The sequence below is a fragment of the Neptuniibacter sp. QD57_21 genome (genome assembly GCF_047778075.1).
In the GTDB taxonomy this organism is placed as follows: domain Bacteria; phylum Pseudomonadota; class Gammaproteobacteria; order Pseudomonadales; family Balneatricaceae; genus Neptuniibacter.
This window is the reverse complement of record NZ_CP180549.1, coordinates 3,719,791-3,743,154: the sequence shown is the minus strand read 5'-3', so window position 1 is coordinate 3,743,154 and position 23,364 is coordinate 3,719,791. Positions and strand designations below refer to the sequence as shown.

17 protein-coding genes and 1 pseudogene are annotated in these 23,364 nt (G+C 46.6%); 6 read left to right on the top strand and 12 right to left on the bottom strand.

Features of this window, described 5'->3' with window-relative positions; translation table 11 throughout:
* Positions 1-5 precede the first annotated feature (5 nt).
* The 4 genes from ACMXYS_RS17200 to ACMXYS_RS17185 all read left to right on the top strand — a co-directional run bounded on the left by ACMXYS_RS17200 (position 6) and on the right by ACMXYS_RS17185 (position 6,170).
* A complete protein-coding gene (locus tag ACMXYS_RS17200) occupies positions 6-4,733 on the top strand; it encodes a response regulator (protein WP_415897207.1) in 4,728 nt (1,575 codons plus the stop codon).
* A gap of 13 nt (positions 4,734-4,746) precedes the next feature.
* Positions 4,747-5,517, top strand: a complete 771-nt coding sequence (locus ACMXYS_RS17195; protein ID WP_415882921.1) for a hypothetical protein — start codon at positions 4,747-4,749, stop codon at positions 5,515-5,517.
* 139 nt (positions 5,518-5,656) lie between these two features.
* A complete protein-coding gene (locus ACMXYS_RS17190; RefSeq protein WP_415882920.1) occupies positions 5,657-5,911 on the top strand; it encodes a type II toxin-antitoxin system Phd/YefM family antitoxin in 255 nt (84 codons plus the stop codon).
* The gene (locus ACMXYS_RS17185; protein WP_415897206.1) at positions 5,904-6,170 is read left to right on the top strand and encodes a Txe/YoeB family addiction module toxin; all 267 of its coding nucleotides are present in this window, start codon (positions 5,904-5,906) and stop codon (positions 6,168-6,170) included. Before ACMXYS_RS17190 ends, ACMXYS_RS17185 begins: the two co-directional genes overlap by 8 nt.
* A gap of 58 nt (positions 6,171-6,228) precedes the next feature.
* Here the strand turns inward: ACMXYS_RS17185 and ACMXYS_RS17180 are convergent, their stop codons facing one another.
* Positions 6,229-7,167, bottom strand: coding sequence for an NADP-dependent oxidoreductase (locus ACMXYS_RS17180; protein WP_415882918.1), 939 nt, complete (start codon positions 7,165-7,167; stop codon positions 6,229-6,231).
* 208 nt (positions 7,168-7,375) lie between these two features.
* Here ACMXYS_RS17180 and ACMXYS_RS17175 point away from each other — a divergent pair, with 208 nt between their 5' ends.
* On the top strand, positions 7,376-7,600 hold the full coding sequence (locus tag ACMXYS_RS17175) for a hypothetical protein (protein ID WP_415882917.1): 225 nt from the start codon (positions 7,376-7,378) through the stop codon (positions 7,598-7,600).
* Positions 7,601-7,660: 60 nt separating this feature from the next.
* The gene (gene cysZ / locus ACMXYS_RS17170) at positions 7,661-8,383 is read left to right on the top strand and encodes a sulfate transporter CysZ (RefSeq protein ID WP_415882916.1); all 723 of its coding nucleotides are present in this window, start codon (positions 7,661-7,663) and stop codon (positions 8,381-8,383) included.
* 55 nt (positions 8,384-8,438) lie between these two features.
* Here cysZ and phoR read toward each other — a convergent pair whose 3' ends face one another.
* The 11 genes and pseudogenes from phoR to ACMXYS_RS17115 all read right to left on the bottom strand — a co-directional run bounded on the left by phoR (position 8,439) and on the right by ACMXYS_RS17115 (position 23,079).
* Entirely contained in the window at positions 8,439-9,758 is a 1,320-nt protein-coding gene (phoR, locus tag ACMXYS_RS17165) for a phosphate regulon sensor histidine kinase PhoR (protein ID WP_415882915.1), read from the bottom strand.
* 20 nt (positions 9,759-9,778) lie between these two features.
* Entirely contained in the window at positions 9,779-10,474 is a 696-nt protein-coding gene (gene phoB / locus ACMXYS_RS17160) for a phosphate regulon transcriptional regulator PhoB (RefSeq protein ID WP_415882914.1), read from the bottom strand.
* Between the two features lie 124 nt (positions 10,475-10,598).
* Positions 10,599-11,498, bottom strand: a complete 900-nt coding sequence (ubiA, locus tag ACMXYS_RS17155; RefSeq protein WP_415897205.1) for a 4-hydroxybenzoate octaprenyltransferase — start codon at positions 11,496-11,498, stop codon at positions 10,599-10,601.
* Positions 11,499-11,675: 177 nt separating this feature from the next.
* The gene (gene nirD, locus ACMXYS_RS17150; protein ID WP_415882912.1) at positions 11,676-12,023 is read right to left on the bottom strand and encodes a nitrite reductase small subunit NirD; all 348 of its coding nucleotides are present in this window, start codon (positions 12,021-12,023) and stop codon (positions 11,676-11,678) included.
* A 23-nt stretch (positions 12,024-12,046) separates the two neighbouring features.
* Positions 12,047-14,551 (bottom strand): nitrite reductase large subunit NirB, encoded by a 2,505-nt coding sequence (gene nirB, locus ACMXYS_RS17145; protein ID WP_415884692.1) that lies wholly within the window; start codon positions 14,549-14,551, stop codon positions 12,047-12,049.
* Between the two features lie 150 nt (positions 14,552-14,701).
* Positions 14,702-15,754 (bottom strand): annotated as a pseudogene (locus tag ACMXYS_RS17140) (NAD(P)/FAD-dependent oxidoreductase); the annotation flags it as partial.
* Between the two features lie 332 nt (positions 15,755-16,086).
* On the bottom strand, positions 16,087-17,808 hold the full coding sequence (locus ACMXYS_RS17135; RefSeq protein ID WP_415897204.1) for a protein kinase domain-containing protein: 1,722 nt from the start codon (positions 17,806-17,808) through the stop codon (positions 16,087-16,089).
* Positions 17,809-17,948: 140 nt separating this feature from the next.
* Entirely contained in the window at positions 17,949-19,418 is a 1,470-nt protein-coding gene (locus tag ACMXYS_RS17130; protein ID WP_415882910.1) for a NarK family nitrate/nitrite MFS transporter, read from the bottom strand.
* Positions 19,419-19,667: 249 nt separating this feature from the next.
* Positions 19,668-20,555 (bottom strand): ABC transporter ATP-binding protein, encoded by an 888-nt coding sequence (locus ACMXYS_RS17125; RefSeq protein WP_415897203.1) that lies wholly within the window; start codon positions 20,553-20,555, stop codon positions 19,668-19,670.
* A gap of 84 nt (positions 20,556-20,639) precedes the next feature.
* Entirely contained in the window at positions 20,640-21,626 is a 987-nt protein-coding gene (locus tag ACMXYS_RS17120; RefSeq protein ID WP_415897202.1) for an ABC transporter permease, read from the bottom strand.
* A 73-nt stretch (positions 21,627-21,699) separates the two neighbouring features.
* Positions 21,700-23,079 carry a CmpA/NrtA family ABC transporter substrate-binding protein gene (locus tag ACMXYS_RS17115; RefSeq protein ID WP_415886314.1) on the bottom strand — a complete coding sequence of 460 codons (1,380 nt, stop codon included), beginning with the start codon at positions 23,077-23,079 and terminating at the stop codon, positions 21,700-21,702.
* Between the last annotated feature and the right edge of the window lie 285 nt (positions 23,080-23,364).

Genomic DNA, 23,364 nt, shown 5'->3' with positions numbered 1-23,364 from the left:
GATCAATGTTTGATCCTAAACTAGCCATCGAGTGGCTGACAGCGAAGCAGAAGCTTTGCCTGAAAATGGAGCTGCCTCTAACAGAACTGGTAGTCGAGCTGTATGAGTACGTAGACCAGTTTAGTGAGCATAACCTTACCGGGCTATCTGACTTTCTAGCGTTGTATGCTGAGCTGTTGGAGTCTTTAGATGAGACTCAACTAAAGCAAACCGAAACCGTTATGTCAGAGATTTCTGACAAACTGCAGGGCTTGTTTTCTCAGTCACCAGAGGAAGTCGCGCAAGGCTTAGTGACGTTATTGCAAAGTGACGATTGGCCAGAGCCCGTAGTTGCTGAAGATGCTGAATTCCTACTCGAACTTTTACAAGATGACGGTTGCCAGCTGCAATCACAATCACAATCACAGGTAAGTGATGTTGAACAGGTTGAACTGACTGCAGAAGTTGATGAGTCGAATGCTTCTGAGGCAGATTCAGAATCACCTAGCCATCCGATTGCGGTTGAGTTGGTTGAGCTTTTACAAGCTATCGCTGTTTCATTATCTACGCTCTCTGAAGAGCAATCTGATCACCTCTATGATCTGATTGATCGCTGCTCTGAAGATGATTTGACCGGTGTGGCGGATACGCTGGCGCTTTACGGTGAGCTACTTCAGCAAATAGATGAGCTGGAAGATGCCCAGATTGTGACGCAATTAAATACAGCACTCATCAACCTTCTACAGAACTTAAACCCTCAAGAGATTGAGCCGGCACTCGAATTGATGAAAGACTCAGCTTGGGTAGAACCGGTCGTTGATGAGGATGTTAGCTTCCTGATTGATCTACTGCGCAGCGATTTTAATACCTTAGCAGGCGATGTTGCGCTGAAGAGCTCTGATGATGTGGAAGAACTTGTAACAGAACCTGAACTATCTATTGATCCAATAGAGTCAGCTGCATCTGCTGAGCAATGTTGGCCTGAACTTGTGCCATTGTTGCGACAAATGGCAGTTGATATCGCCCTGTTTGAAGCTGAATATAGCGATCAATTCTATGATTTGATTGATCGCTATTCCGAAGAGGATTGGGCAGGTATTGCTGATATGTTGGCCCTGTATGGCGAGCTATTACAGCAACTCGGGGAGCTTGAAGGTTCTCACATAGCTACCAAGCTAAATAGTGCGATTATTCGTTTGTTAGAGCAACCAAGTGAACAGAATATTGATTCACTACTGGCCCTTATGAATGATTCCGCATGGATTGAACCTGTGCCTGAGGAAGACGCTAGTTTTCTTCGCGATCTGTTATTGGGTGATTGTCAGAAATTAGGTGTTGAATGTGATGACACCGCTCAAAGTGAATTGCTTGAGCCGTCGATCGAAGCTGATCTGCCACAATCTTCACAAAGTGACATATCGAATAAACTGCCAGCATTATTGCCATTGCTACGGCAGGTTGGCGAGGATCTAGATCGTTTTGAAGAACTCCACTCCGATCAATTCTACGAGTTAATTGATGATTATTCTGAGGATGATTGGACCGGTATTACTGACATGCTTGCGTTGTACGGAGAGCTACTACTGCAAGTACCTGAATTATCAGACCTAGCGGTAGTCGAACAGCTACATCGTGCGATAGAAAATCTATTAGAGTCTGCAGATGATCAACAGGTTGAGTCTGTATTGAATTTGATGGTTGAGTCCGGTTGGTCAGAGCCTGTTTTGGCTGAAGATACCGATTTCTTAAAGCCCCTTCTTGCGCAAGATTTAGAGCGATTACGTGAAGAGTTTAGTAGCAGCGATTCATGTGATGACGAAGCTGATGTTGTTGAAGAGTTAGTGGTTGAAGAGTTAGTGGTTGAAGCTGAAGCTAGTGTCGCAATTCTGCCTGAAGCACCGGCTTTCTGTGAGATTGATCAGGCTGTGTTGGAGCAGGGGAGTGCCCAAGTGGATCCTGCGGTTGTCACAATGCTGTCACAATCAATCCAGCAGCTATCTGATCAGTGGTTGCAGACTGAGATAGAGCCATCAACGGTAGAAGAGAGCATTGATGGTCTAGAAACCGTTATTCGTGCACTACAGACCATTAACCTTAATGGTGCAAAAGTGCTGGTTGAAGGCTTAATTGCGAACCTAAGTTATCTACAGCAACATCAGATTCCGCTTCTAGAAGACAAAATTAATGCAGTTTATAGCGCCCTTAACTGCTTACTGGATTACTTCTCCGATCTCGGTGCTGCAGAACATCAACAAGCACTGTTGACTGCTTTTAGTCATGAATCCCTGCCTTGCAGACCTACGGCTGAAGAAACTAAATATATTACTGATCTGTTTGCGCTGGCTTCGCTGCAGACCAGTGATGATCTGGTGCGGGAGGAAGCCAAACCTGAAGATGTTGAATTACATGAGTCGGGTGAAATCGATCCTCAGTTATCGGATATGCTGTACAACGAACTACCGACGCTGTCGGACGAATACTTAGACAGTATTCAGCAGTTGTTGGATCAGGAGCATAAGCCTGCATTACGTAGTGCTCAGCGTGCGGTACATACCTTGAAAGGCTTGGCCAATATGGCGGGTATCAAGGGCTTGGCTAACTTGGCTCACCGCCTAGAAGATGTATTGGAATTCTTAGCGGATCAGGATCAGCTGCCTACAGGTAGTTTGAAAGATGATCTGTTTGAAGCGTCTGATTGCTTAGCTGCAATGGCAGAGGCTATCACTGCAGGCGGGCGCGCGCCTGACAATGCTCTTTCGACGTTACAGTTGATCATGGATTGGGATTACCGCCTTAAAACAGAAGGTGTGGACGCCCTTGATAAAGAACAAGAACGTACAGTTGTAGAACCGGCGGTTGCAAGTGCTGATGATTCTGCTGATGTGACTGAAAAACCACAAGCAAGTGAAGCAGAGGCTCCTGCAGTAGACAGCGCTCGAGAAGAAAACCAGGTCTTCCGAGTACCGCGTACGGTATTGGACACCCTGTTCCGTTTGGCGGGTGAGTCAAATACGTTGAACGCCCAGCTTGATGAAGAGGTTACACAGTTACGCGGCTTTACTCGAACTAACCGTGAGCGTCATCGTAACTTGCAGCGTGTTCTCTTTGAATTGGAGCAACAGTTCAGCGAGCAGATGAATCTACAGCCTCACCTGGATGAAAACGCGGATGACTTCGACCCACTTGAGATGGACCGCTATAACGAAATGCACACGACCATCTCTCGTGTACAAGAGGCGGTAGCAGACGTGCGTGAGGTAACTCAGGAGATGGAAGGGCATATCCATAGCTTGAGTACCCTCCATATCGCGCAATCCAGCTTGCAGAAAGAGACCCTCGACAATGTTTTAAGTACACGACAAGTCGAAGTCAGTACGATCTCTTCACGTTTACAGCGTATCTTGCGACAAGTATGCCGTTCTACCGGTAAAGAGGCACGTTTGGTTATTCAGGGTGAAGATACGCTGGTGGATAGCAATATCTTGAATCAGCTAGCTGACCCTCTGATGCATATCATTCGAAATGCGGTCGATCATGGTCTAGAAAGTACAGGTTTAAGGCGTCAACGAGGTAAGCCTGAGCAGGGTACGATCACTTTAAGTTTCGGCCTCCACGATGGTCAGATCAAAGTAAGCTGTAAAGATGACGGTGATGGCATCAATACCCAGCGGGTATTAGCAGTGGCTCATGATAAGAAATTGATCGAGCCTGATCTGCCATTGAGTTCAGATGATGTATACCGACTCATACTTATTCCTGGTTTCTCAACTCGTGATGAAATTAGTCAATTGTCCGGTCGCGGCATTGGTATGGATGTGGTGTATCAGCAGATCTTGCGCCTACAAGGTACCTTGGATATCCAATCGACCTCAGGTGAAGGTACAGCCTTTACCTTGGCGATGCCTGCCAGCTCCTTGATGGTTAAAACTTTGCTAGTTCGCTGTGGTAAACAGGTATTTGCTTTATCTGGGCATGGTGTTGAGCAGAGCTTAATTTCGCTGGATGGCCAGTTCCAAGAAACCGAAGAGGAGCTTTCCTTTATCCACGAAGGTGAGAGCTATCCAGTATTTATGCTGGAAAACCTTCTGCATCAACGTAAGCATCTCTATCTTGAGCCGGGTGCCGTACACCCAGTATTGATTGTTAATATGGCACAAGGTGAACGAGTGGCTGTTTTGGTCAAAGAGATCATCGCTCACCGAGAACTGGCCTTTAAACAGATGGGCGAATATGTACCGGATCTTCCAGGTATTCCGGGCCTTACTATTCTTGCCAACGGTGAAGCGGCGCCAATCGTCGATTTACCAGCACGTATTCGACATCAACGTACAACATTGTCCGATCAGCCAGTGCTGATTGACAGTGATATAGATTTGGAGCTTCCACGCTTATTGGTTGTGGATGATTCATTGAGTGCGCGGAAATCTCTTGAGACCTTGTTGAAAGACACCGGTTATGAAGTGATGACGGCGATAGACGGTTTGGATGCGTTGAATCAGGTGCGTAAGCGCCAGCCTGATTTAATTCTGACTGATATGGAGATGCCTCGTATGGGGGGCGTTGAACTTTCCACCATATTGAAAAACCGTGAAGAAACGGCTCATATCCCAGTGATAATGATCACCTCGCGATCGACTGATAAACATAGATTAGAGGCAACGGATGCAGGAGTCGATGTGTATCTGACCAAACCATGGTCAGAAAACTATTTGTTAGATCAGGTGGAGAGCTTATTAGCTGAAGCTTGCGTCTAAAAAGGAGTATCTGATGCGTTTGATTCGTTATGTTTTGATGAGTTTTCTCTTTCTCAGCGGTCACAGTGCTGCTGAGATAACCTCTATTGAACATGCCATAAATACGGCTTCTCACCAGAGTATGCTGACTCAGCAGATGCTGAAGGATTACATGCTGATAGGTTTATCGGTGCGTGGGCGTAAGGCAGAGCAAGAGTTAGCTGAATCGATCAAAGATTACGAGAAAACCCAAAAACAGATTTTGGCTTATGCTAAGACAGATGCTGAGAAACAAGCGTTAAAGCGTGCAGCTGAGCAATGGAAAGTGGTTAAGCCGCTTTATCTTGCTCCTCCTTCTCGAGAAAAAGCGGCCGAAGTCAGACAAGCAACCGAACTGTTGCTGCAACAGTGGAGTGCGGTCACTATGGAGATCGTAGAGAATAACGATAGTCGCTTTGGCAAAGTGATTAGCAACGCAGGCTTTGTCCGCATGTTGGCACAACGTGTTACCAGCCACTACGCGCTACGTGCATGGGGTTTTCAGGATGAGTACAGCGAAGCCTTTATCAGCTCACTACAATTGTTTGAACAGAACCGAGCGGAATTAGAAGGCGACCCGCTTAATAACGATCAGATCAAATCTGAACTGAGCAAAATCCAACGTGACTTTAAGCGCTTTAAGGGACTATCAGATTCAGCGTCTGATAAAGGGCGTTTAGCCCTAGTGGTGAGATCTGCCGAAAAAATCACCACCAGTATGGATAAAGTCACTGCGATGTATGTTTATCAAGGTTTGAGCTTTTAATAGTTATTTATAGTTAGCCATCAGGGGGTAATAGCTAAGTTATTGCCCCTCGTTCAGATCATCCATACATGTTCAACTTTCTGTACATTACAGAATGCCTTTCCTATACTTGTACTATTAATTGTACAGGTAATGTTTTATGAAAATTGTTTCCTTCACCGAAGCGCGTAATGGCTTGAAGGCTGTTTTGGACGGTGTGGTTAATGATGCGGATACAACTGTTATTACTCGGAGGGATTCCGAAGATGCGGTGGTCATGTCATTAGATTACTACAACAGTTTAATGGAGACTGTTCACCTTCTGCGTTCCCCTAAAAATGCTGAACACTTAGATCGGTCAATTGCACAGTATCGAGCGGGTCAGACTAAGGAGCGTGAGTTGATTGATGAGTAATCCAAGACTTTTATCATGGACCGATGAAGCTTGGGGGGATTATCTCTATTGGCAAACCCAAGATAGAAAAACACTTAAACGTATCAATAAGCTCATCATAGATTCTAAGCGTTCGCCTTTTGAAGGCGTCGGTAAGCCTGAGCCCCTAAAGGAAAATCTTGCAGGTTTTTGGTCTCGTAGGATTGATGATACCAACAGGCTTGTTTACGCCGTAGATGATCAAGCTATCACGATCATCTCTTGTCGTTATCATTATTAGAATTTGACGATTAGTAAGCAGGGTGCAATAGGAACCTATTGCACCCTGCTAGGTGTCTTCAGATAGTCAAAACTAACTTGCCCTGAGTTCTACCAGATCTGCTGGCATCAAAAGCATCACCGACTTTTTCAATAGGATAAGTGTCAGCCAGTTGAAGCTCTAGCTTACGGTCGGCATAAAGACCTGCTAAGCGATCTAGTTGTTCGCTATTCGCTTCTACACGGATAGGCTCTACTTTCACCTTCATCGCTTTACCCGCTGCGATAACCTCATCTTTGGTCACTGATGGCAGTGTTACTAGCGTACCGCCAGGCTTCACACAGTTAAGCGCTTCGATACCGATCTCGCCGCCCATACCGTCAATAACCAGATCGACATTATCGATATGATCGGTGATTTTGTCGTTGTGGTAATCGATCACTAGGTCCGCACCGAGTGATTTCAAGAACTCATGGTTTTTAGCCGATGCAGTCGTTGCAACGCGCGCGCCCATCCATTTCGCTAGTTGAATCGCTAAGTGACCGACACCGCCAGCACCTGCCAGAATCACCACTTGCTGGGATGCCTGTAGATGGCCTTTATCAAACAGTGCCTGCCATGCGGTTAGACCTGCTAAACCTAAACCTGCTGCTGCTTCAACTGGTAGACCTTCAGGGCGAAGGCTAATCTGATCTGCTGGAGCTGCAATATACTCAGCAAAGCAGCCTGCTGCTTCAGGGAAGCGGATTAAACCGAATACTTCATCACCGACACTAAATTCAGTGACATCATCGGCAATGGCTTCAATCGTGCCTGCAAATTCCCAACCAGGAACAAAAGGTAACTCGCCAATAAACGGCGCTGCGCCGCCGCCCGAACAGGTTTTCCAATCGATCGGGTTTACGCCAGCGGCTTTGTTTTTGACAAGGACTTCACCTGAATTCAGTTCAGGTTTATCCAGTTCGGTATATTTTAAGACGTCGTTGGAACCAAACTGTGCAATTTGTATCGCTTTCATTTACTACTCCAGCAGCTGCGTAATACTAGCGTCGTTAATCTGCGCTATGGTCTGGTGGAAAAATAAGTCGCTCAACCAAGGCAGTGCAGCCGACTACATTGTTTTTTGGTACGCTAGGGAACCGTTTTTGGTTCAAAGGTCATCTGATCAATGAGCCGTAAGCATAAAACGGGTTACTTTCTACTGGCAATAAGTAAAGGCGAATGTGATGTATCTGGCAATATTAGAGCAATTTTTATTTTGGGGTGGTTTGCTAGTATTTTTGGTTTCTCTAGCGATGTACGCTGGACGCACCAAAGACTTTAAGTCGCTGGTGGAATTTTGGAAACCTACCATGGACATGACAAAGCGGGAATTTAACGTAAACCGCGTCGGTCTTATGATGATGATAGGTGCCGTGGCGATAAAATTAATTGTATTTTTAACTTACTAAAAGGTAATTATGAAAGGAAATCCAGTAAGAGGTGGAAGCTATGTTTTACGGGGCTTGCAGATGTTGCCAGACCCGGAGATTCGCCCCTTTGTACTTGTCCCACTACTAACCAATATTGTGCTGTTTGTAACCGCGATTTGGTTATTGTTTAGTAACTTTGGTGCGTGGGTCGATAGCTTAATTGCAACGTTTCTACCTGATTGGGAGTGGTTGCAGTTCCTGCACTACGTTTTATGGCCAGTGATGGCCTTGTTAGTAATTGTCTTTGTTTATTACGGCTTCTCTATAGTCGCCAATATCATTGCTGCGCCGTTTAATGGCTTCCTATCTGAAAAGGTGGAGAAGCGTTTACGCGGTGATATAGTCACTGACGATGGTTGGAAAGAGGTGATCGCGCTAATTCCAAGAGCGATTGGTCGCGAGCTTTCTAAGCTTGCCTATTACCTACCGCGCGTTCTGTTTCTGTTGGTGCTGTCATTTATTCCGGTGATCAACCTGATATCGCCTTTCTTGTGGATCTTGTTTGGTGCTTGGATGATGGCGATTCAGTACTGCGACTATCCGATGGATAACAACAAAGTTAGCTTCAAGAATATGAAGCTGATGTTGAAGTCTGATCGCCTAACGTCAATCGGTTTTGGTGGCTTGATTCAACTTGGCATGCTGGTGCCATTATTGAACTTGATTCTTATGCCTGCTGCGGTAGTTGGTGCAACCATCTACTGGGTTGAGGCCCACTCAACAACTGAGATCGATCTGGACCAAAAGCGTCTGGAATCGTAAATAAATAAACGGCCTGCTTTGAGCAGGCCGTTTTGTTTTATCTCTTCGAATAAGCTTAAGCGGAATGTTCATCTTCCACATGAGACGGTGCGATCATCTCTGTTGGGAAGTGACAGGCAAAGGTACTGCCTTTCCCTAGCTTACTCTTAATCGTTAGCTGACCACCGTGACGTGCCAGTACGTGCTTCACAATGGCTAAGCCAAGGCCGGTACCACCGCTAGCAGAAGAACGACTCTCATCCACTCGATAGAAACGCTCGGTTAGACGTGGTAGATGCATCGCTTCAATGCCCGGACCTGTGTCTTTTACCGAGAAGTGGCCGCCTTGCTCGTCAGTCCACCAACGTACTTCAATCTTGCCGTTAGCCGGGGTGTAACGCACAGCGTTAAATACCAGGTTTGAAAAGGCACTGTGCAGCTCAATCTCTTGGCCGTTAAGGTCAAAAGCGTTGTCGATATCGAGTGTGATCTGATGATCTTTATCCAGCGTTTTCGCCAGTTGCTCCGCATCTTCGACAATATGAGTTAGGACACTATGGATCTGGATCGGGTGTTCGTCTGATGCTTGATTACTGGCTTCTAAGCGCGATAGCAGCAACAGGTCTGAAACTAAGTTTTCCATTCGGCGCGCTTGGTTTTGCATAGAACTCAGACCGCGCAGCAACGGTTTTGGCAGGGCTTGGTCCAAGAAGGTCTCCAAGTACCCTCTAATCACTGTAAGCGGTGTACGCAGCTCGTGAGAAGCGTTAGCAACGAAGTCTTGTCGTGTTTGTTCCAGTCGTATTAATCGAGAGACATCTCGAGCAACGAGCAAGCGGTCTTCATCACCAAAGCGTGTGATATGAAACTGGATCTGCATATCATTGTGTGCCGGTGATGGCAGGGTAATAGAGTCGTTGTATTGACCGCGTTTGTAATAGCGTACAAAGCGTGGATCACGCAGCAGGTTCATGACCGGCATACCGCGGTCCGATTCCTGATTAAGTCCTAACAGATGGATGGCAGACTTATTCCACCACTCTAGGTTGTGGTGTCTATCGATGATAATAATGGCATCGGATAGGGCAGACGTTGAGTCCTGAAAGCGCGAAATAATGCTTTTTAAGCGATCTTCACGTTTTTGGCGGCCACGTTGCAGGCGCGATAGCTCATCAAAAAGCTCACCCCAGTGACCTGTGCACTCAGGTGGTTCCTCTTCCACTTCGGATTGGAACCACTGCATCAAGCGGTTGAATTGGCGTGCCTGAAAAACGGCCCATACAAACAGGCTTAACGCTAAAGCCCAACTTGGGTAACCAATTAATAGCCCCAAAGCAAAGGAGCATCCACTCACCAGCAATAAGCTGGTAAACATCGAGTGGCGGTTTTTGTGCATGGTTTTTCCTTGCTAACTAATCAGGCTACATCGGCAGAGAAGCGGTAACCCGTTCCTCTGACTGTTTGTACCAGATAGTCGTGACGCTCGCCAAGTGCTTTTCGTAAACGACGGATATGAACATCAACAGTACGTTCTTCAACGTAGACGTTACCACCCCACACCATATCCAGTAGTTGGCCGCGAGAGTATGCACGATCTTGGTGTGTCATAAAGAATTGCAGTAGGCGAAATTCAGTCGGGCCAAGTTCAATTGGTGTTTGATCAGACGTTACGCGATGTGAAATAGGGTCTAGGGTTAGACCGTCCACTGTGACAGGCTCTTCAATACCTTTAGGTGTCGTACGGCGCAGTACAGTCTTTAGACGAGCTACGAGTTCGCGTGGCGAAAAGGGTTTAGTGATGTAGTCGTCTACACCGGTTTCTAAGCCTTTAATTTTATTATCTTCATCGGTTTTAGCCGTGAGCATAATAATTGGGATATCGGCAGTGGTTTCATCTTTACGCAGACGGCGCGCAAATTCGATTCCACTCATGCCTGGCATCATCCAGTCCAACAAGACCATATCTGGCTTGTCATCCACGATCAGGCCGTGTGCTTCTGTGGCATTGCTTGCTTCAAAGCAGTCGTAGCCAGCCATTTCTAGCGCAACAGCGATCATTTCGCGAATTGGCGCCTCATCATCAACAATCAGGACGCGTTTGGATAGAGACATGCGTAATTGCCCTTTTCAACTCAATTTATCGACGCCAATATTAGAAGACAATAGTGTTACACAAATATGACAAGCGGTAACAATTCGCCATAAACAGTTAAAAAGTAGCTGATTTTAAGGTGTTTTACAGTAAATCTAAGGCTGCATAATGGCCTGCAAGGCCAATAAAAATCGCTAAACCCGCGTAATGATTGTTCAAGAAAGCCTTAAAACAGGCATCGCGCTCGCGATCTCTAATCAATAGTTGCTGATAAACAAATAGTCCGCCTGCCACAGCAAGACCCACATAGTAGATCCAGCCCAGTTGTAACTTCATTCCCAGTAGTACAAATGTAAGTAGGGTAGAAGCCTGAAGCACACCAATAATCACTTTATCAGCATCGCCAAACAGAATAGCGGTGGATTTCACCCCGATCTTAAGGTCGTCATCGCGATCCACCATGGCATACATAGTGTCGTAGGCTACAGTCCACAGCAGCGTAGCTATATAGATCAGCCACGCGTAGGAAGGGACGGTTTCATTTACAGCGGTAAAGGCCATAGGAACCGACCACGCAAATGCAGCGCCTAGCACCACCTGCGGTAGATGGGTGTAGCGCTTCATAAACGGATAGCAAGCTGCGAGTAAGAGGCCGCCACCGGATAACAGGATAGTGGTGAGATTGGTAAAGAGTACGGCGATAAACGCGATCAGCATCAATCCGGCAAACAGCACTAAGGCTTCTTTGGCGGTCACGATACCTGCTGGAATAGGGCGTTGTGCGGTACGTTTTACATGACCATCAATTTTACGGTCAGCAAAGTCATTGATTACACAACCGGCAGAGCGGGTTAGGAAAACCCCAAGGGTAAAGATAATAAGGATGTCATAGCTTGGAACACCTTCGGCAGCAATCCAAAGTGCCCAATAGGCCGGCCAAAGCAGGAGATAGATCCCGATTGGCTTGTCTACGCGCATAAGGCGGCTATAACCAATCAGTTTTTCTTTGGTCGAAATCGGTGTTGAGGTGCTCGGTGAAGCCATGATCAAGCTCTGCTTAACAAGGTTTCGGCCATTCTACCTCTCCAGCTGGTCGCTGGAAACGCTGAGTTAATCTTAACTCGCGATGAGAGCGGTTACCCTCTTGCTTTCTCCTCTGTAGAGAGGAAAAACTGACTTCCCTGTGCAACCGTTCCATCTTATATATATAGCTACCGGTTATTACAGCATGATTTGAACCTGATCATCGACAAAGCGAGCAGGCCACACAGGTACGCTGACATCGGGTTCTTCGATGCAGGCACCTGAGCTAAGTGAAAAGTGTTGTTTGTATAAAGGCGATGCCACCATCGGCTCGCCTTGAAGATCGCCGATTAAACCGCGCGATAGTACGTTAGAACCGCTAAATGGGTCGTTGTTACCTACGGCAAAGATCTCGTTCTCATACTCTGGGATATAGAACAGTGCGATCTGTTGGCCCTCATGCATAGCGGCTACGCCAGAATGAGGGATAAGGTCGTTTTTGCTGCACAGATCGATCCATTCAGCGTTGCTATCAATAGTCGTCATGATAAATATCTCCTAATCGCTAGTTATGCCGGACGGATCTGATCACGTTCCATGATATGAACGATCTGCGGATCAGCCTGTTTTTCAGTGTTCACGAAAGTACGGAAACGTTTTAGTTTCTCTTCGTCTTCTAGTGTCGACTTCCACTCACACTGATAGGTCTCTACTACATGGCTCATTTGTGATTCGAGTTCAGCGGCAATCTCTAGTTTGTCATCGATTACCACTTCGCGAAGGTAATCTAGACCACCTTCTAAGTTATCCATCCAAACCGACGTACGCTGTAGACGGTCTGCTGTTTTCACGTAGAACATAAGGACACGGTCGATGTAACGAATCAGTGTGTCGTCATCTAGGTCGGTCGCAAATAGATCGGCGTGACGAGGTTTCATACCACCGTTACCGCAAACATAGAGGTTCCAACCGTTTTCAGTCGCGATTACACCTATATCTTTACTCTGCGCTTCAGCACATTCACGCGTACAGCCAGAAACAGCAAATTTGATTTTGTGAGGTGAGCGCAGACCTTTGTAGCGATTCTCAAGTTTGATCGCCATGCCAGCACTGTCATTGACACCGTAGCGGCACCAGGTGCTACCTACACAAGATTTCACAGTACGTAGGGACTTACCGTAGGCGTGACCTGTTTCGAAACCAGCATCGACGAGTTCTTTCCAGATCAACGGTAGTTCGTGTAGCTGAGCGCCGAATAGGTCGACACGCTGACCACCGGTGATTTTGGTGTAAAGGTTATATTTCTTAGCAACCTGACCTAACACGATCAGTTTGTCTGGTGTGATCTCACCGCCGGCAACACGAGGAACGATGGAGTAAGTACCGTTCTTCTGCATGTTCGCCATAAAGGTATCGTTTGTATCCTGTAGAGATACCAATGGCTCTTCCATGATGTGCTCATTCCAGCAAGACGCCAAAATAGAACCTGCAGTTGGCTTACAGATCTCACAACCTAGGCCCTTACCGTGTTTCTCTAGTAGTTCAGAGAAAGAGCGGATGCCTTCAACACGGATGATGTGATAAAGCTCTTCACGGGTGTATGCAAAGTGCTCGCAAAGATCGGTATTTACTTCAACACCGCGTTTTTCTAATTCGCAATCCACAACGCTCTTCAGCATTGCTGCACAACCACCACAACCTGAAGCGGCTTTAGTGGCATCTTTTACGTCTGCAACAGAGGTAGCGCCTTCATCGATAGAGCAGCAGATCTGACCTTTAGTTACGTTTAGGCAAGAACAGATCGTTGCTTCGTCCGGTAGGGCATCTGGACCTAGTGCCGGTGCAGCCGAACCATCCAATGATGGCAGGATTAGACTTTGTGGTTTTTCTGGTAGATCGATACCGTTAAGCGCATATTGTAGCAAAGTGTCATATTTGCTGTTATCGCCAACAAGTACTGCACCTAGAAGTTTAGTGCGATCTTCAGAGACAACGATACGGTAGTAAACCTGCTCGTCTTCATCAGAGTATCGATAGCTGATGCTGCCCGGTGTCTGACCGTGAGCATCACCGATAGAGCCTACATCAACACCTAGAAGCTTCAGTTTGGTACTCATATCAGCACCGGTAAAGGCACTGTCATCGCCGGCAATCGCAGCTACAGCTGTTTTAGCCATAGTGTAACCCGGTGCTACCAAACCAAAGATCTGGTTGTTCCACAGCGCACATTCACCAATCGCGTAGATGTTTTCATCAGAAGTACGGCACTGATCGTTAACCATGATACCGCCACGTTCGCCAATCTCTAGGTCGCTTGAACGTGCTAGCGTATCTTGTGGACGGATACCCGCAGAGAACAGGATCAGGTCTGTTTCAAGGTGTGTACCGTCGCTGAAGTTCATGCGGTAGGTGTGTTCTTCACCGGCAACGATCTCAGTTGTCGCTTTGTTGCAGTGAACATCTACATCCAGATCTTCAATTTTGTTTTTCAGTAGCTCGCCGCCATCTTCATCTAACTGAACCGGCATTAGGCGTGGTGCAAATTCAACTACGTGAGCTTTAAGGCCTAGGGATTTCAAAGCATTTGCTGCTTCTAGGCCCAATAGACCACCACCAACTACAACACCAACTTTGGCAGACTCTGCACACGCTTGGATCTTATCTAGATCTTCCAAGGTGCGATAAACAAAGCAGGCATCACCATCATTACCCGGAATTGGAGGGACAAATGGGTAAGATCCGGTCGCCAAGACCAAGGTGTCGTAGGGATATGTACCTTGTTCTGTGATGACCTGCTTTGCATCGCGATCGATCTGCGTTGCACCTTCGCTCAAGTGAAGGTTTACGCTATGAGTTTCATAAAAGTTATCTTCTACCAGACACAGATCCTGATACGTGGAACCGCCGAAATATTCAGAAAGATGGACACGGTCATACGCTGCGCGATCTTCTTCAGCCAGGATGTGAACGTCATATTCATTCGCGCTCTCTCCCGTTACAAAGTTTTCGACAAAGTGGTGTCCTACCATGCCGTTACCAATAACGACTAACTGTTTTTTAGGGCTGCTTGTCATAGCGGAATTACCTATATTTTGTTCTTCGATAACCTCGTCGCAAAGAGGGCTGCCAAATAGCAGCTGCGATCTGCAGGCGCTCAAATCTGTGTTGTTCTTTAATTGGTCGAAATACCATTGGCCTTCACGTACATCGCCATACAAAACGGCACCTTTCAGGCGATTGTCTTGTAACCAAAGCTTGCGATAGTGGTTCAGCTTAAGATCGTGATAAACCAAGGTTTCAGTGTCTTCGTCGTCGCTTAAGTCACCGCAGGAGAACAGCTCTACTCCGCTGATTTTCAGCTGAGTAGCAACCGCTTCTTCAACATACTGCGCTGACTGCTCTAATAGGGTTGCGGTCAGAATTTCGGCTTGTTGCCAAATCGGTGCGACCAGACCGTAAGTAAATTGATCAAACTGGCAGCACTCACCCAGTGCAAAGATGTCGCTATCACTGGTGCGCATCTGGTTATTGACACAGATGCCACGCTCACAGGCTAAGCCGCTCTGTTCAGCGAGTGCTTTGTTAGGCGTTACGCCGATCGCAGTAATAACCAGATCAGCTTTTAGTTTCTCGCCGTCAGACATATGAACTGCTTGCACATGTCCGTCGCCAACGATGGCATCGGTAATCGCATCTAGGCGGAATTTAAGGCCGCGCTCTTCCAGAGAGTTCAATAGCATCGCGGCCGCTGTGCTATCTAACTGGTTGTTTAGTAGGTAAGGTGCACGTTGCAGTACAGTGACATCCATACCCAAAACTCGAAGACCTTCTGCAGCTTCTAGACCTAAGAAACCACCGCCGATCACAACCGCATGCTTATGGCTTTTCGCCATCTCTTTCATGCGATCTACATCTTTCAGGGTGCGGAAATTCATCACACCATCTAGATCTAGGCCCGGAAGAGGTATGCGAGTCGGGTAAGAGCCTGTAGCCATCACCAACTGGTCATACTCAACTTCGATGCCTGATTGGCTAATAACTTTTTTGTTCTCACGATCAATAACTTCTACTGGATCGCCACTGTGTAACTGGATCCCCTGTTCCGCATACCACTCCTGTGTCAGCGTAATAATATTTTCCAGTGGCGCTTCACCGCTTAGTAGGTGAGATAACAAAACGCGGTTATAGCTGCCGCCGGGTTCTTCACCAAAAACAGTAATATCAAACTGGCCTGCCGCCGATTCGCTCAGGCATTGCAGTAGTCGGCCTGTTGCCATGCCGTTGCCAATAATGATTAGTCGTTTTTTCATCTCAAACCCAACGTCAAAAAATAAAAAAAGGCGTTATCCATTCAGCACTTCAGGAAAGTGCTGATGGAGAACGCCTTTGTTCTCTTAGCCCGATTTTTGTAACTAATACTGCAGAATTATCACCCCAACAGATCTTTGTTACGCAGTAGATATAGCAGGGGGTGTGCCAATTTAAATAAAATCCTTATAAAACATATAGTTAATGTTTTTGGGACGTTTAATGTTAACTATAAGAGTTTGAATTTGAAGCACAAAACTGTTGCTGTGACCTGTTATGGTGCACTGCAATAGGGCGTGGATCATTCCAGCAGGCTTAATAGAACCAAATTGGAGATCAACAACACTCCGGCTAGTAGCTTCCAAACCAATACAGGGTTTTTCTCCAATAACGGCTGGTGTTGAATCTTGGCTTCCAGTGCATGGTTCGGACGGGTGAAATCTTTTTCAAACTCAGAGAACGCGTCATAACGGAAACGCGGATTAGGTTGCAGCGCTGTACGTAAGCAGCCTTCGACCCAAAGCGGTAGATCTTTGCGATGGTGCAGAGCCGGAATATATTCCAGCTCTGCGTAATTATTGATCTCTGCCGAAGAGGAGGACATCTCTTTATAGGGCAGCTTCCCGGTGATCATCTCATAAATAATGACAGCAAAAGAGAATAGATCTGATTTAAAACTGCCGGATTCTCCCATCAGATACTCAGGTGCGATGTAATTCACCGAACCTTGCGGAATCGCTTTATCCAGTGGTGAGCTCATCTCCTCGATACCGGCTATTTTCGCGGTACCGAAGTCGATAATTTTTACTCGTCCATCCTGATTGATCATGATGTTTTCGGGTTTCAGATCCTGATGTACCATATCCGCGCGTTGGAACGCTCTTAGCCCTTGAATGATCTGCTTAGCGAGTTTGCGCACCTCATCTAACGGCGGATTAGGATTGTCGTTCATCCACTCGCGCAGGTTCATCCCCTGAATGTGCTCACCGACATAATAGAGAAACAGCTTTTGCTGTCGGCACGGATAGGTTTTCATCACATGGTGATGATCGATCCGTTGCCCCACCCACTCTTCGCGGATAAAGCCATCCAGGTATAAGGAATCATCGGAGAAATTAGTCGATGGCGCTTTGAGTACGTATTGCTGGTGAGTTTCTCTGTCTTTCACCAGATACATATGACTGCGAGTCCCACTAAAAATCAGGTCGAGTACTTCATAGCCATCGATCTGATTGCCAACTTTCATCACTGGAGGAATAGGCAATTGAGTCAGTTGTTGGTGACTCTCTTCCAGCGATTTTACGGGCAGTTCATCGACACAGACGATCAGCGCTGTGAGGTTATCGTCACTGCCTTTAGCTAAAGCACTGCTAATCAGTGTATCCGCGGCTTTTTCGGGATCAGAAAAAGCATTCGCGAGAATCTTTTTCATCTCGGCGCGGGTTAAAAAGTCGTGCACCCCATCGGTGGTCATCAGCAAGAGGTCACCATCATTAAGTGGTCGAGTGGAATAATCGACTTCTAAATGGCGGTCGCCCCCTAAAGCCCTAGCTAAGTAGCTATGCCCACCCGATTTTCGCACATGATCCTGGCTCAACTGTTCCAGCTCTCCTTGCTGGAAGTGATAGATGCGTGAATCTCCCACATGGAACATGTGTAGGGTGTTGGACTTAATTACCAAGGCAGAGAAGGTACAAAGCATATTGTCCTGCTCGCGATGACTAAGGTTATTCTCTTTGTGTAACCAGCGGTTTAAGGCGGTCATTACGCGGGATACAGAGTTTCGTACACTCCAACTGTGGGGTGTACTGAAATAGTCCTGCATAAAACTGGTGACACTGGTTTGGCTGGCAATATGGGAATCTGCGCAGCTACTGACACCATCGGCGATAACTGCCGCAGCCCCTTTAAACTCCCGATCTGCATTGTCTGGAATATGAGCCGCAAACGCATCCTGATTGACGGGTTTTATCCCCGCAATTGATTTACCGCCAAAGCGTATAGATAACGTTTTATTACTCATATTCATGCCTATCGCAGAATCAGAAAAGCAGCCCAATCAGATTGGGCTGCGTAAGTTTTGCCTCTCTCTTAAAGGCAAAATTGCTACGAGCTCTTTTATTTAAGTCGCTTGCCTTTTCTATGGGCAATAAAGAGTACAGTTTATGAAACTTTAATTAGTTCCACTGTACCGTCTTCATTTACTTCCGCCATGTGACCTTTTGGCTCTTCTAGCAGTAGTAGTGCCAAGAAACCAAGTACAGCAGTTACTGCGATCACGGTGAAGAAAGTAGAGTAATCAACCATGGATAGCACAGTTAGATAGAACACTGCACCTACGTTACCGTAAGCCCCCGTCATACCTGCAATCTGACCTGTTAGACGACGCTTGATCAGTGGTACAACTGCGAATACAGCACCTTCACCCGCCTGTACAAAGAAAGAGCATGCCATCGCAGCAGCAACGGCTAGGAATAGTGGCCATGTGCTATCAATCATAGACATAGTTGCATAACCTGCAGCCAAACCCGCTGTTAGGATCAATAGTGTTTTCTTACGACCAAAACGGTCACTGATCCAACCACCACCTGGGCGGGACATTAAGTTCATGAAAGCGTAAGCAGAGGCTAGAAGACCTGCATAAACCATATCTAGTTCGAATACTTCAGAGAAGAACAGTGGCAGCATAGACACAACCGCTAGTTCAGAACCGAACGTCGCGAAGTAAAGAACGTTTAGTACCGCAACCTGTTTGAATTTGTACTGCTCAACTTCAGGAACCGGCTTCTCAAAGATCTCTTTGTTAACGTTGTAGGCACTTACGCAATCGTACACAAGGATCGCACCTAAGCTCACGTAGATTACAACGGCAGCCATATCAGAAAGGATTGATACGCCTGCTGGAGAAAGCTTCCACGTTAGCAGAGAAAGTGCAGCGTACATTGGCAGCTTCATGATTAGCATGAAGACGAAGTCACCTTTGCTGGTTACTTCCATGCCACCAATTTTCTTCGGCTTGAAGTAAGTAGAACCTTTTGGCGTATCAGATACGTTTTTGTACCAGATAAAGCTGAAGCCAAGGCTCATTAGGCCTGTTAGGCCAACAGCATAGCGCCAGCCGTCTTCACCGCCAAACATCAATGCCAGCGTTGGTAGCAACATTGCGCCTGCAGCAGAACCGAAGTTACCCCAGCCGCCGTAGATACCTTCTGCAGTGCCCAGCTCATTTGCAGGGAACCACTCACTGACCATACGGATACCGATTACGAAGCCCGCACCGATAAAGCCTAGTAGGAAACGTGAAATCGCTGCCTGAGCAAAGTCAGTGGATAGGGCAAAAAGGAAACACGGAATACTGGCGATAAACAGTAGCGCAGCGTAAGTGATACGAGGGCCGTATTTATCGGTCAGCATACCGATGATGATGCGCGCAGGAATGGTTAGCGCAACGTTAAGAATAAGGAGTGTTTTTACTTCAGCTGGTGTTAGGCTCAGTGATTGGGCAATTGCACCCAGTAGCGGAGCATGGTTGAACCAGACAAAAAACGTAATAAAGAATGCCATCCAGCTCATGTGCAAAATCTTCATTTTGCCGCTGAAAGCAAAAATATTTAGCTTTCCAGAGTCATTCATAATAGGGGCCTCGTAAGGTTTTAAAAGCAATAAAAAAGGCGTTCAGACCCCTGTCCTTAACCTTGGGTGGTAGGTTAGGGAGAGAGGTATGAACGCCTTTGTTCGATTCTATGCGAGGATTTTCGCCCCATCGTTGGAGCATTCAGACTAGCTAATAAGGTGCGCTTTGTTGGTGCGCTTTCTTAGCTATGCACTGCTTTAGTCTGACCAAATCCTATAATTCACCGTTGAAATGTAGGGTTTCAGGGCTTAAGCAGCTTTTTCCTCACTTTCTGGTTTATCTTCTTGCAGATCCTGTGCCAGATCTTGCTTTTCATCCTTTTTAGGTGAGGTTTCAGCACTGTCAGGTTTGCGCTGCTTCTCATATAGGAAGGTCAGCACTTCATGACGATAGTGGTTGTACTGTGGGTCATCCGCCAATGCGATACGGTCACGTGGACGCGGCAGGTCGATATCTAGAATCTCGCCGACAGTCGCAGCTGGGCCATTGGTCATCATCACAATACGGTCAGATAGCAGTACTGCTTCATCAACATCGTGGGTAATCATGATCACGGTGTTGTTGAGATCTTTTTGGATCTCCATCAGAGAGTCCTGCAGGTGAGCACGGGTTAGGGCATCCAATGCGCCAAATGGCTCATCCATCAGCATTACGGTCGGCTCCATTGCCAGTGCACGGGCGATACCGACACGCTGCTTCATACCACCGGAGATCTCATCAGGGCGTTTGTCCATCGCGTGATCCATGTGTACGAGCGATAGGTTGTGCTTGATCCACTCGCGCATCTCTGCTTTTGATTTCTGCTTACCGAAAACCTGTTTCACGGCTAGCTCCACGTTTTCGTAAGCGCTTAACCAAGGTAATAGGGAGTGGTTTTGGAAAACTACTGCACGTTCAGGGCCCGGTGCGTTGACCTCTTTACCATCAAGCAGACAGCCACCTTTAGTCGCTTGATAAAGGCCTGCAACGATATTCAATACGGTCGATTTACCACAACCGGAGTGACCGATTAGCGAGACAAACTCACCTTTATTAATGGTTAGATTCACATCTTGTAGCGCTTTAAATGGGCCGTTAGGGGTTGGGAAATCAATATCTACTTTTGTTAATTCTAAATGCTTTGGAGGCTGAGTCATGATAATTCTCCTACTGAGAGGCTTCGCCTCTCTGGCTTTAAATTCTGTTAACGTCCTATGTAACTTTTGCTTTAAACGCCTTATTTATCTAAGTACCGCAGTCTTATCCCAAGACACTTTCTTCTGTAGGAACAACATAACGCGGTCTAGCATGAAGCCGATTAGACCAATCACAAGCACGGCTACCATGATGCGGCCTAGGGAGCTGGAGCTACCGTTCTGGAACTCATCCCATACGAACTTACCTAGACCCGGGTTTTGCGCCAGCATCTCTGCGGCGATCAACACCATCCACGCGATACCCAGCGATAGACGCAAACCTGTGAAGATCATCGGGATAGAGGATGGCAGTACAATTTTGCTGACATGTGCGAACCAGCTCAGACGTAGTACCTGAGATACGTTCTGCAGATCTTTACTGATGCTAGATACACCTACCGCTGTGTTAAGCAGTGTTGGCCACAAACTACATAGAGATACAGTGATTAGAGATGTCACAAAGGACTTAGCAAACATTGGGTCCTTGCTGACATAAACCGCACTGACAACCATAGTAACCAGTGGCAACCATGCCAGTGGTGATACCGGTTTAAACAACTGAATCAACGGGTTCAGTGCAGAGTAAAGAGTATTGTTTAAGCCGATCACGATACCCGCAGGGATAGCGATCAGGGATGCCAGAATAAAGCCTGACAATACTGTTACTAGGCTCGTGCCGATCTGATCAAAGAACGTCGGGTTGCCTGTGTAAGGACGGATTTTTACTTTAGCGTTCGGATCTTTTTCTAGCTTCTTAGCGTTACGTTTCTCTTGGCGTTCGTAGAAAGCAGCCTCTTTATTACGTTCATTCTGGTGATCCTTTACCAGATTGATGGTTTGTTCATACACTGCCATAGGGCCAGGAAACGCACCCAAGGATGTATTAATGCTTTTCGCGCCGATCTCCCACACGAAAAGGAAAATTAGTAGACCAACCAGAGGTACCAGAAGAGTTTTGCTGAACTTCTGTAGATTGTCTTTCGGGTTTTCAAAAAAGGCACTGATGCCTGATAGTGCGGATGTATTACTCATAACTTGCTACTCCCTCGTTGACCTGAATTCCTCCCCCAAAACTGAGGGGGAGGAATATGCTTAACCAGTCAGATTAGATTTTCTGTTCTGGTTTCAGACCAATGTTGAACTTCTTCAGGTAGTCGTTTGGTTTCTTACCGTCGTAAGTGATGTTGTCGATAAAGTGAGTCTGCGGAGCACGGAAACCATCTTCAGTGTTGAAGTCTGGGAACATGTCCGGTGTCATCTTGCCTTCTTCGATCAACTCTTTAGCTGCTGTTGCGTAGATATCAGGACGGTAAACTTTCTTCGCGATATCCATGAACCACTGGTCAGACTTAGGTTCAGAGATCTGACCCCAACGACGCATCTGAGTTAGGTACCAGATCGCATCGGAGTAGTACGGGTAAGTCGCGTTGTAACGGAAGAATACGTTGAAGTCTGGCACTTCACGTTTATCACCTTTTTCGTACTCAAATGTACCTGTCATTGAGTTAGCAATAACGTCGTAGTCCGCACCTACATAGTTAGGCTGAGACAAGATTTTTACTGCTTCTGGGCGGTTAGCGTTGTTGTTATCGTCCAGCCATTTCGCTGCACGAATCATCGCTTTAACGACGCGAAGGTGAGTATTCGGGTTTTCGTCAGCCCATGCTTTAGATACACCAAATACTTTCTCTGGGTTGTTTTTCCAGATCTCGTAGTCAGTGACTACAGGTACACCAATACCTTTAAATACAGCCTGCTGGTTCCATGGTTCACCTACGCAGTAACCGTAGATCGTGCCTGCTTCCATTGTTGCTGGCATTTGTGGTGGAGGTGTTACAGACAGTAGGGCATCGGCATCGATCGTACCGGACGTATCACCGTTATGTGGTGCGTAGTAACCTGGGTGGATACCACCGGCTGCTAGCCAGTAGCGTAGCTCATAGTTGTGGGTAGATACTGGGAATACCATACCCATGTTAAATGGCTTACCTTCGTCTTTATATTTCTCAACAACAGGTTTTAGCGCATCGGCTTTGATCGGGTGTACTGGTTTGCCATCAGCTTGTTTAGGCACATACTCTTTCATCTGATCCCAGATATCGTTAGATACAGTGATCGCGTTACCGTTAAGGTCCATAGAGAATGCAGTGATGATGTGAGACTGCGTACCGAAACCGATAGTGGCACCTAACGGCTGACCTGCAAGCATGTGCGCGCCATCTAGCTGACCGTCAATGACACGGTCGAGAAGAACTTTCCAGTTTGCCTGCGCTTCTAGCGTTACGTAGAGGCCTTCATCTTCAAAGAAGCCTTTTTCGTATGCAACCGCTAGAGGAGCCATATCTGTCAGTTTGATAAAACCAAACTTCAGATCTTCTTTTTCAGGCTCACCAATTGCTGCCCATGCAGGGACGGTAATTAATGATGCAGCTAAAACTGCACCGCTGATAACTTTACTTAGTAGAGCCTTTTTCTTCTTAAGCATGGATCGTTCTCCCAATCTTAAAAACAAAAAGGCGCCGAACATGATCACATCAATGTGATCAGCCGAGGCGCCTTTGCCTAGTTTCAAATTTTGTGACCTTCTGGGTCGTTTCTAACTATTTGAGTGCACCGCCATTGGTGTCCTCATTTGCTATCTAATAGAGCAGGTGCTGTGCCAGAGTTTTTAAAATGCATTAAAAACAACAGGTTATGCTTGTTTTGTTTGTTTTTGGGAATTTTTGTTGTGATTTGTTGCGGTGCACAATGGGGCTTTGGTTCATTAAGT

Coding starts and splice junctions, on each gene's coding strand:
- ACMXYS_RS17195 (WP_415882921.1), top strand. CDS start 4,747: ATGCGTTTGATTCGTTATGTTTTGATGAGTTTTCTCTTTCTCAGCGGT.
- ACMXYS_RS17115 (WP_415886314.1), bottom strand. CDS start 23,079: ATGCTTAAGAAGAAAAAGGCTCTACTAAGTAAAGTTATCAGCGGTGCA.
- phoR (WP_415882915.1), bottom strand. CDS start 9,758: ATGCACAAAAACCGCCACTCGATGTTTACCAGCTTATTGCTGGTGAGT.
- nirB (WP_415884692.1), bottom strand. CDS start 14,551: ATGACAAGCAGCCCTAAAAAACAGTTAGTCGTTATTGGTAACGGCATG.
- ACMXYS_RS17190 (WP_415882920.1), top strand. CDS start 5,657: ATGAAAATTGTTTCCTTCACCGAAGCGCGTAATGGCTTGAAGGCTGTT.
- ACMXYS_RS17130 (WP_415882910.1), bottom strand. CDS start 19,418: ATGAATGACTCTGGAAAGCTAAATATTTTTGCTTTCAGCGGCAAAATG.
- ACMXYS_RS17120 (WP_415897202.1), bottom strand. CDS start 21,626: ATGAGTAATACATCCGCACTATCAGGCATCAGTGCCTTTTTTGAAAAC.
- ACMXYS_RS17200 (WP_415897207.1), top strand. CDS start 6: ATGTTTGATCCTAAACTAGCCATCGAGTGGCTGACAGCGAAGCAGAAG.
- ACMXYS_RS17185 (WP_415897206.1), top strand. CDS start 5,904: ATGAGTAATCCAAGACTTTTATCATGGACCGATGAAGCTTGGGGGGAT.
- ACMXYS_RS17180 (WP_415882918.1), bottom strand. CDS start 7,167: ATGAAAGCGATACAAATTGCACAGTTTGGTTCCAACGACGTCTTAAAA.
- ACMXYS_RS17175 (WP_415882917.1), top strand. CDS start 7,376: ATGTATCTGGCAATATTAGAGCAATTTTTATTTTGGGGTGGTTTGCTA.
- ACMXYS_RS17125 (WP_415897203.1), bottom strand. CDS start 20,555: ATGACTCAGCCTCCAAAGCATTTAGAATTAACAAAAGTAGATATTGAT.
- cysZ (WP_415882916.1), top strand. CDS start 7,661: ATGTTGCCAGACCCGGAGATTCGCCCCTTTGTACTTGTCCCACTACTA.
- ACMXYS_RS17135 (WP_415897204.1), bottom strand. CDS start 17,808: ATGAGTAATAAAACGTTATCTATACGCTTTGGCGGTAAATCAATTGCG.
- ubiA (WP_415897205.1), bottom strand. CDS start 11,498: ATGGCTTCACCGAGCACCTCAACACCGATTTCGACCAAAGAAAAACTG.
- phoB (WP_415882914.1), bottom strand. CDS start 10,474: ATGTCTCTATCCAAACGCGTCCTGATTGTTGATGATGAGGCGCCAATT.
- nirD (WP_415882912.1), bottom strand. CDS start 12,023: ATGACGACTATTGATAGCAACGCTGAATGGATCGATCTGTGCAGCAAA.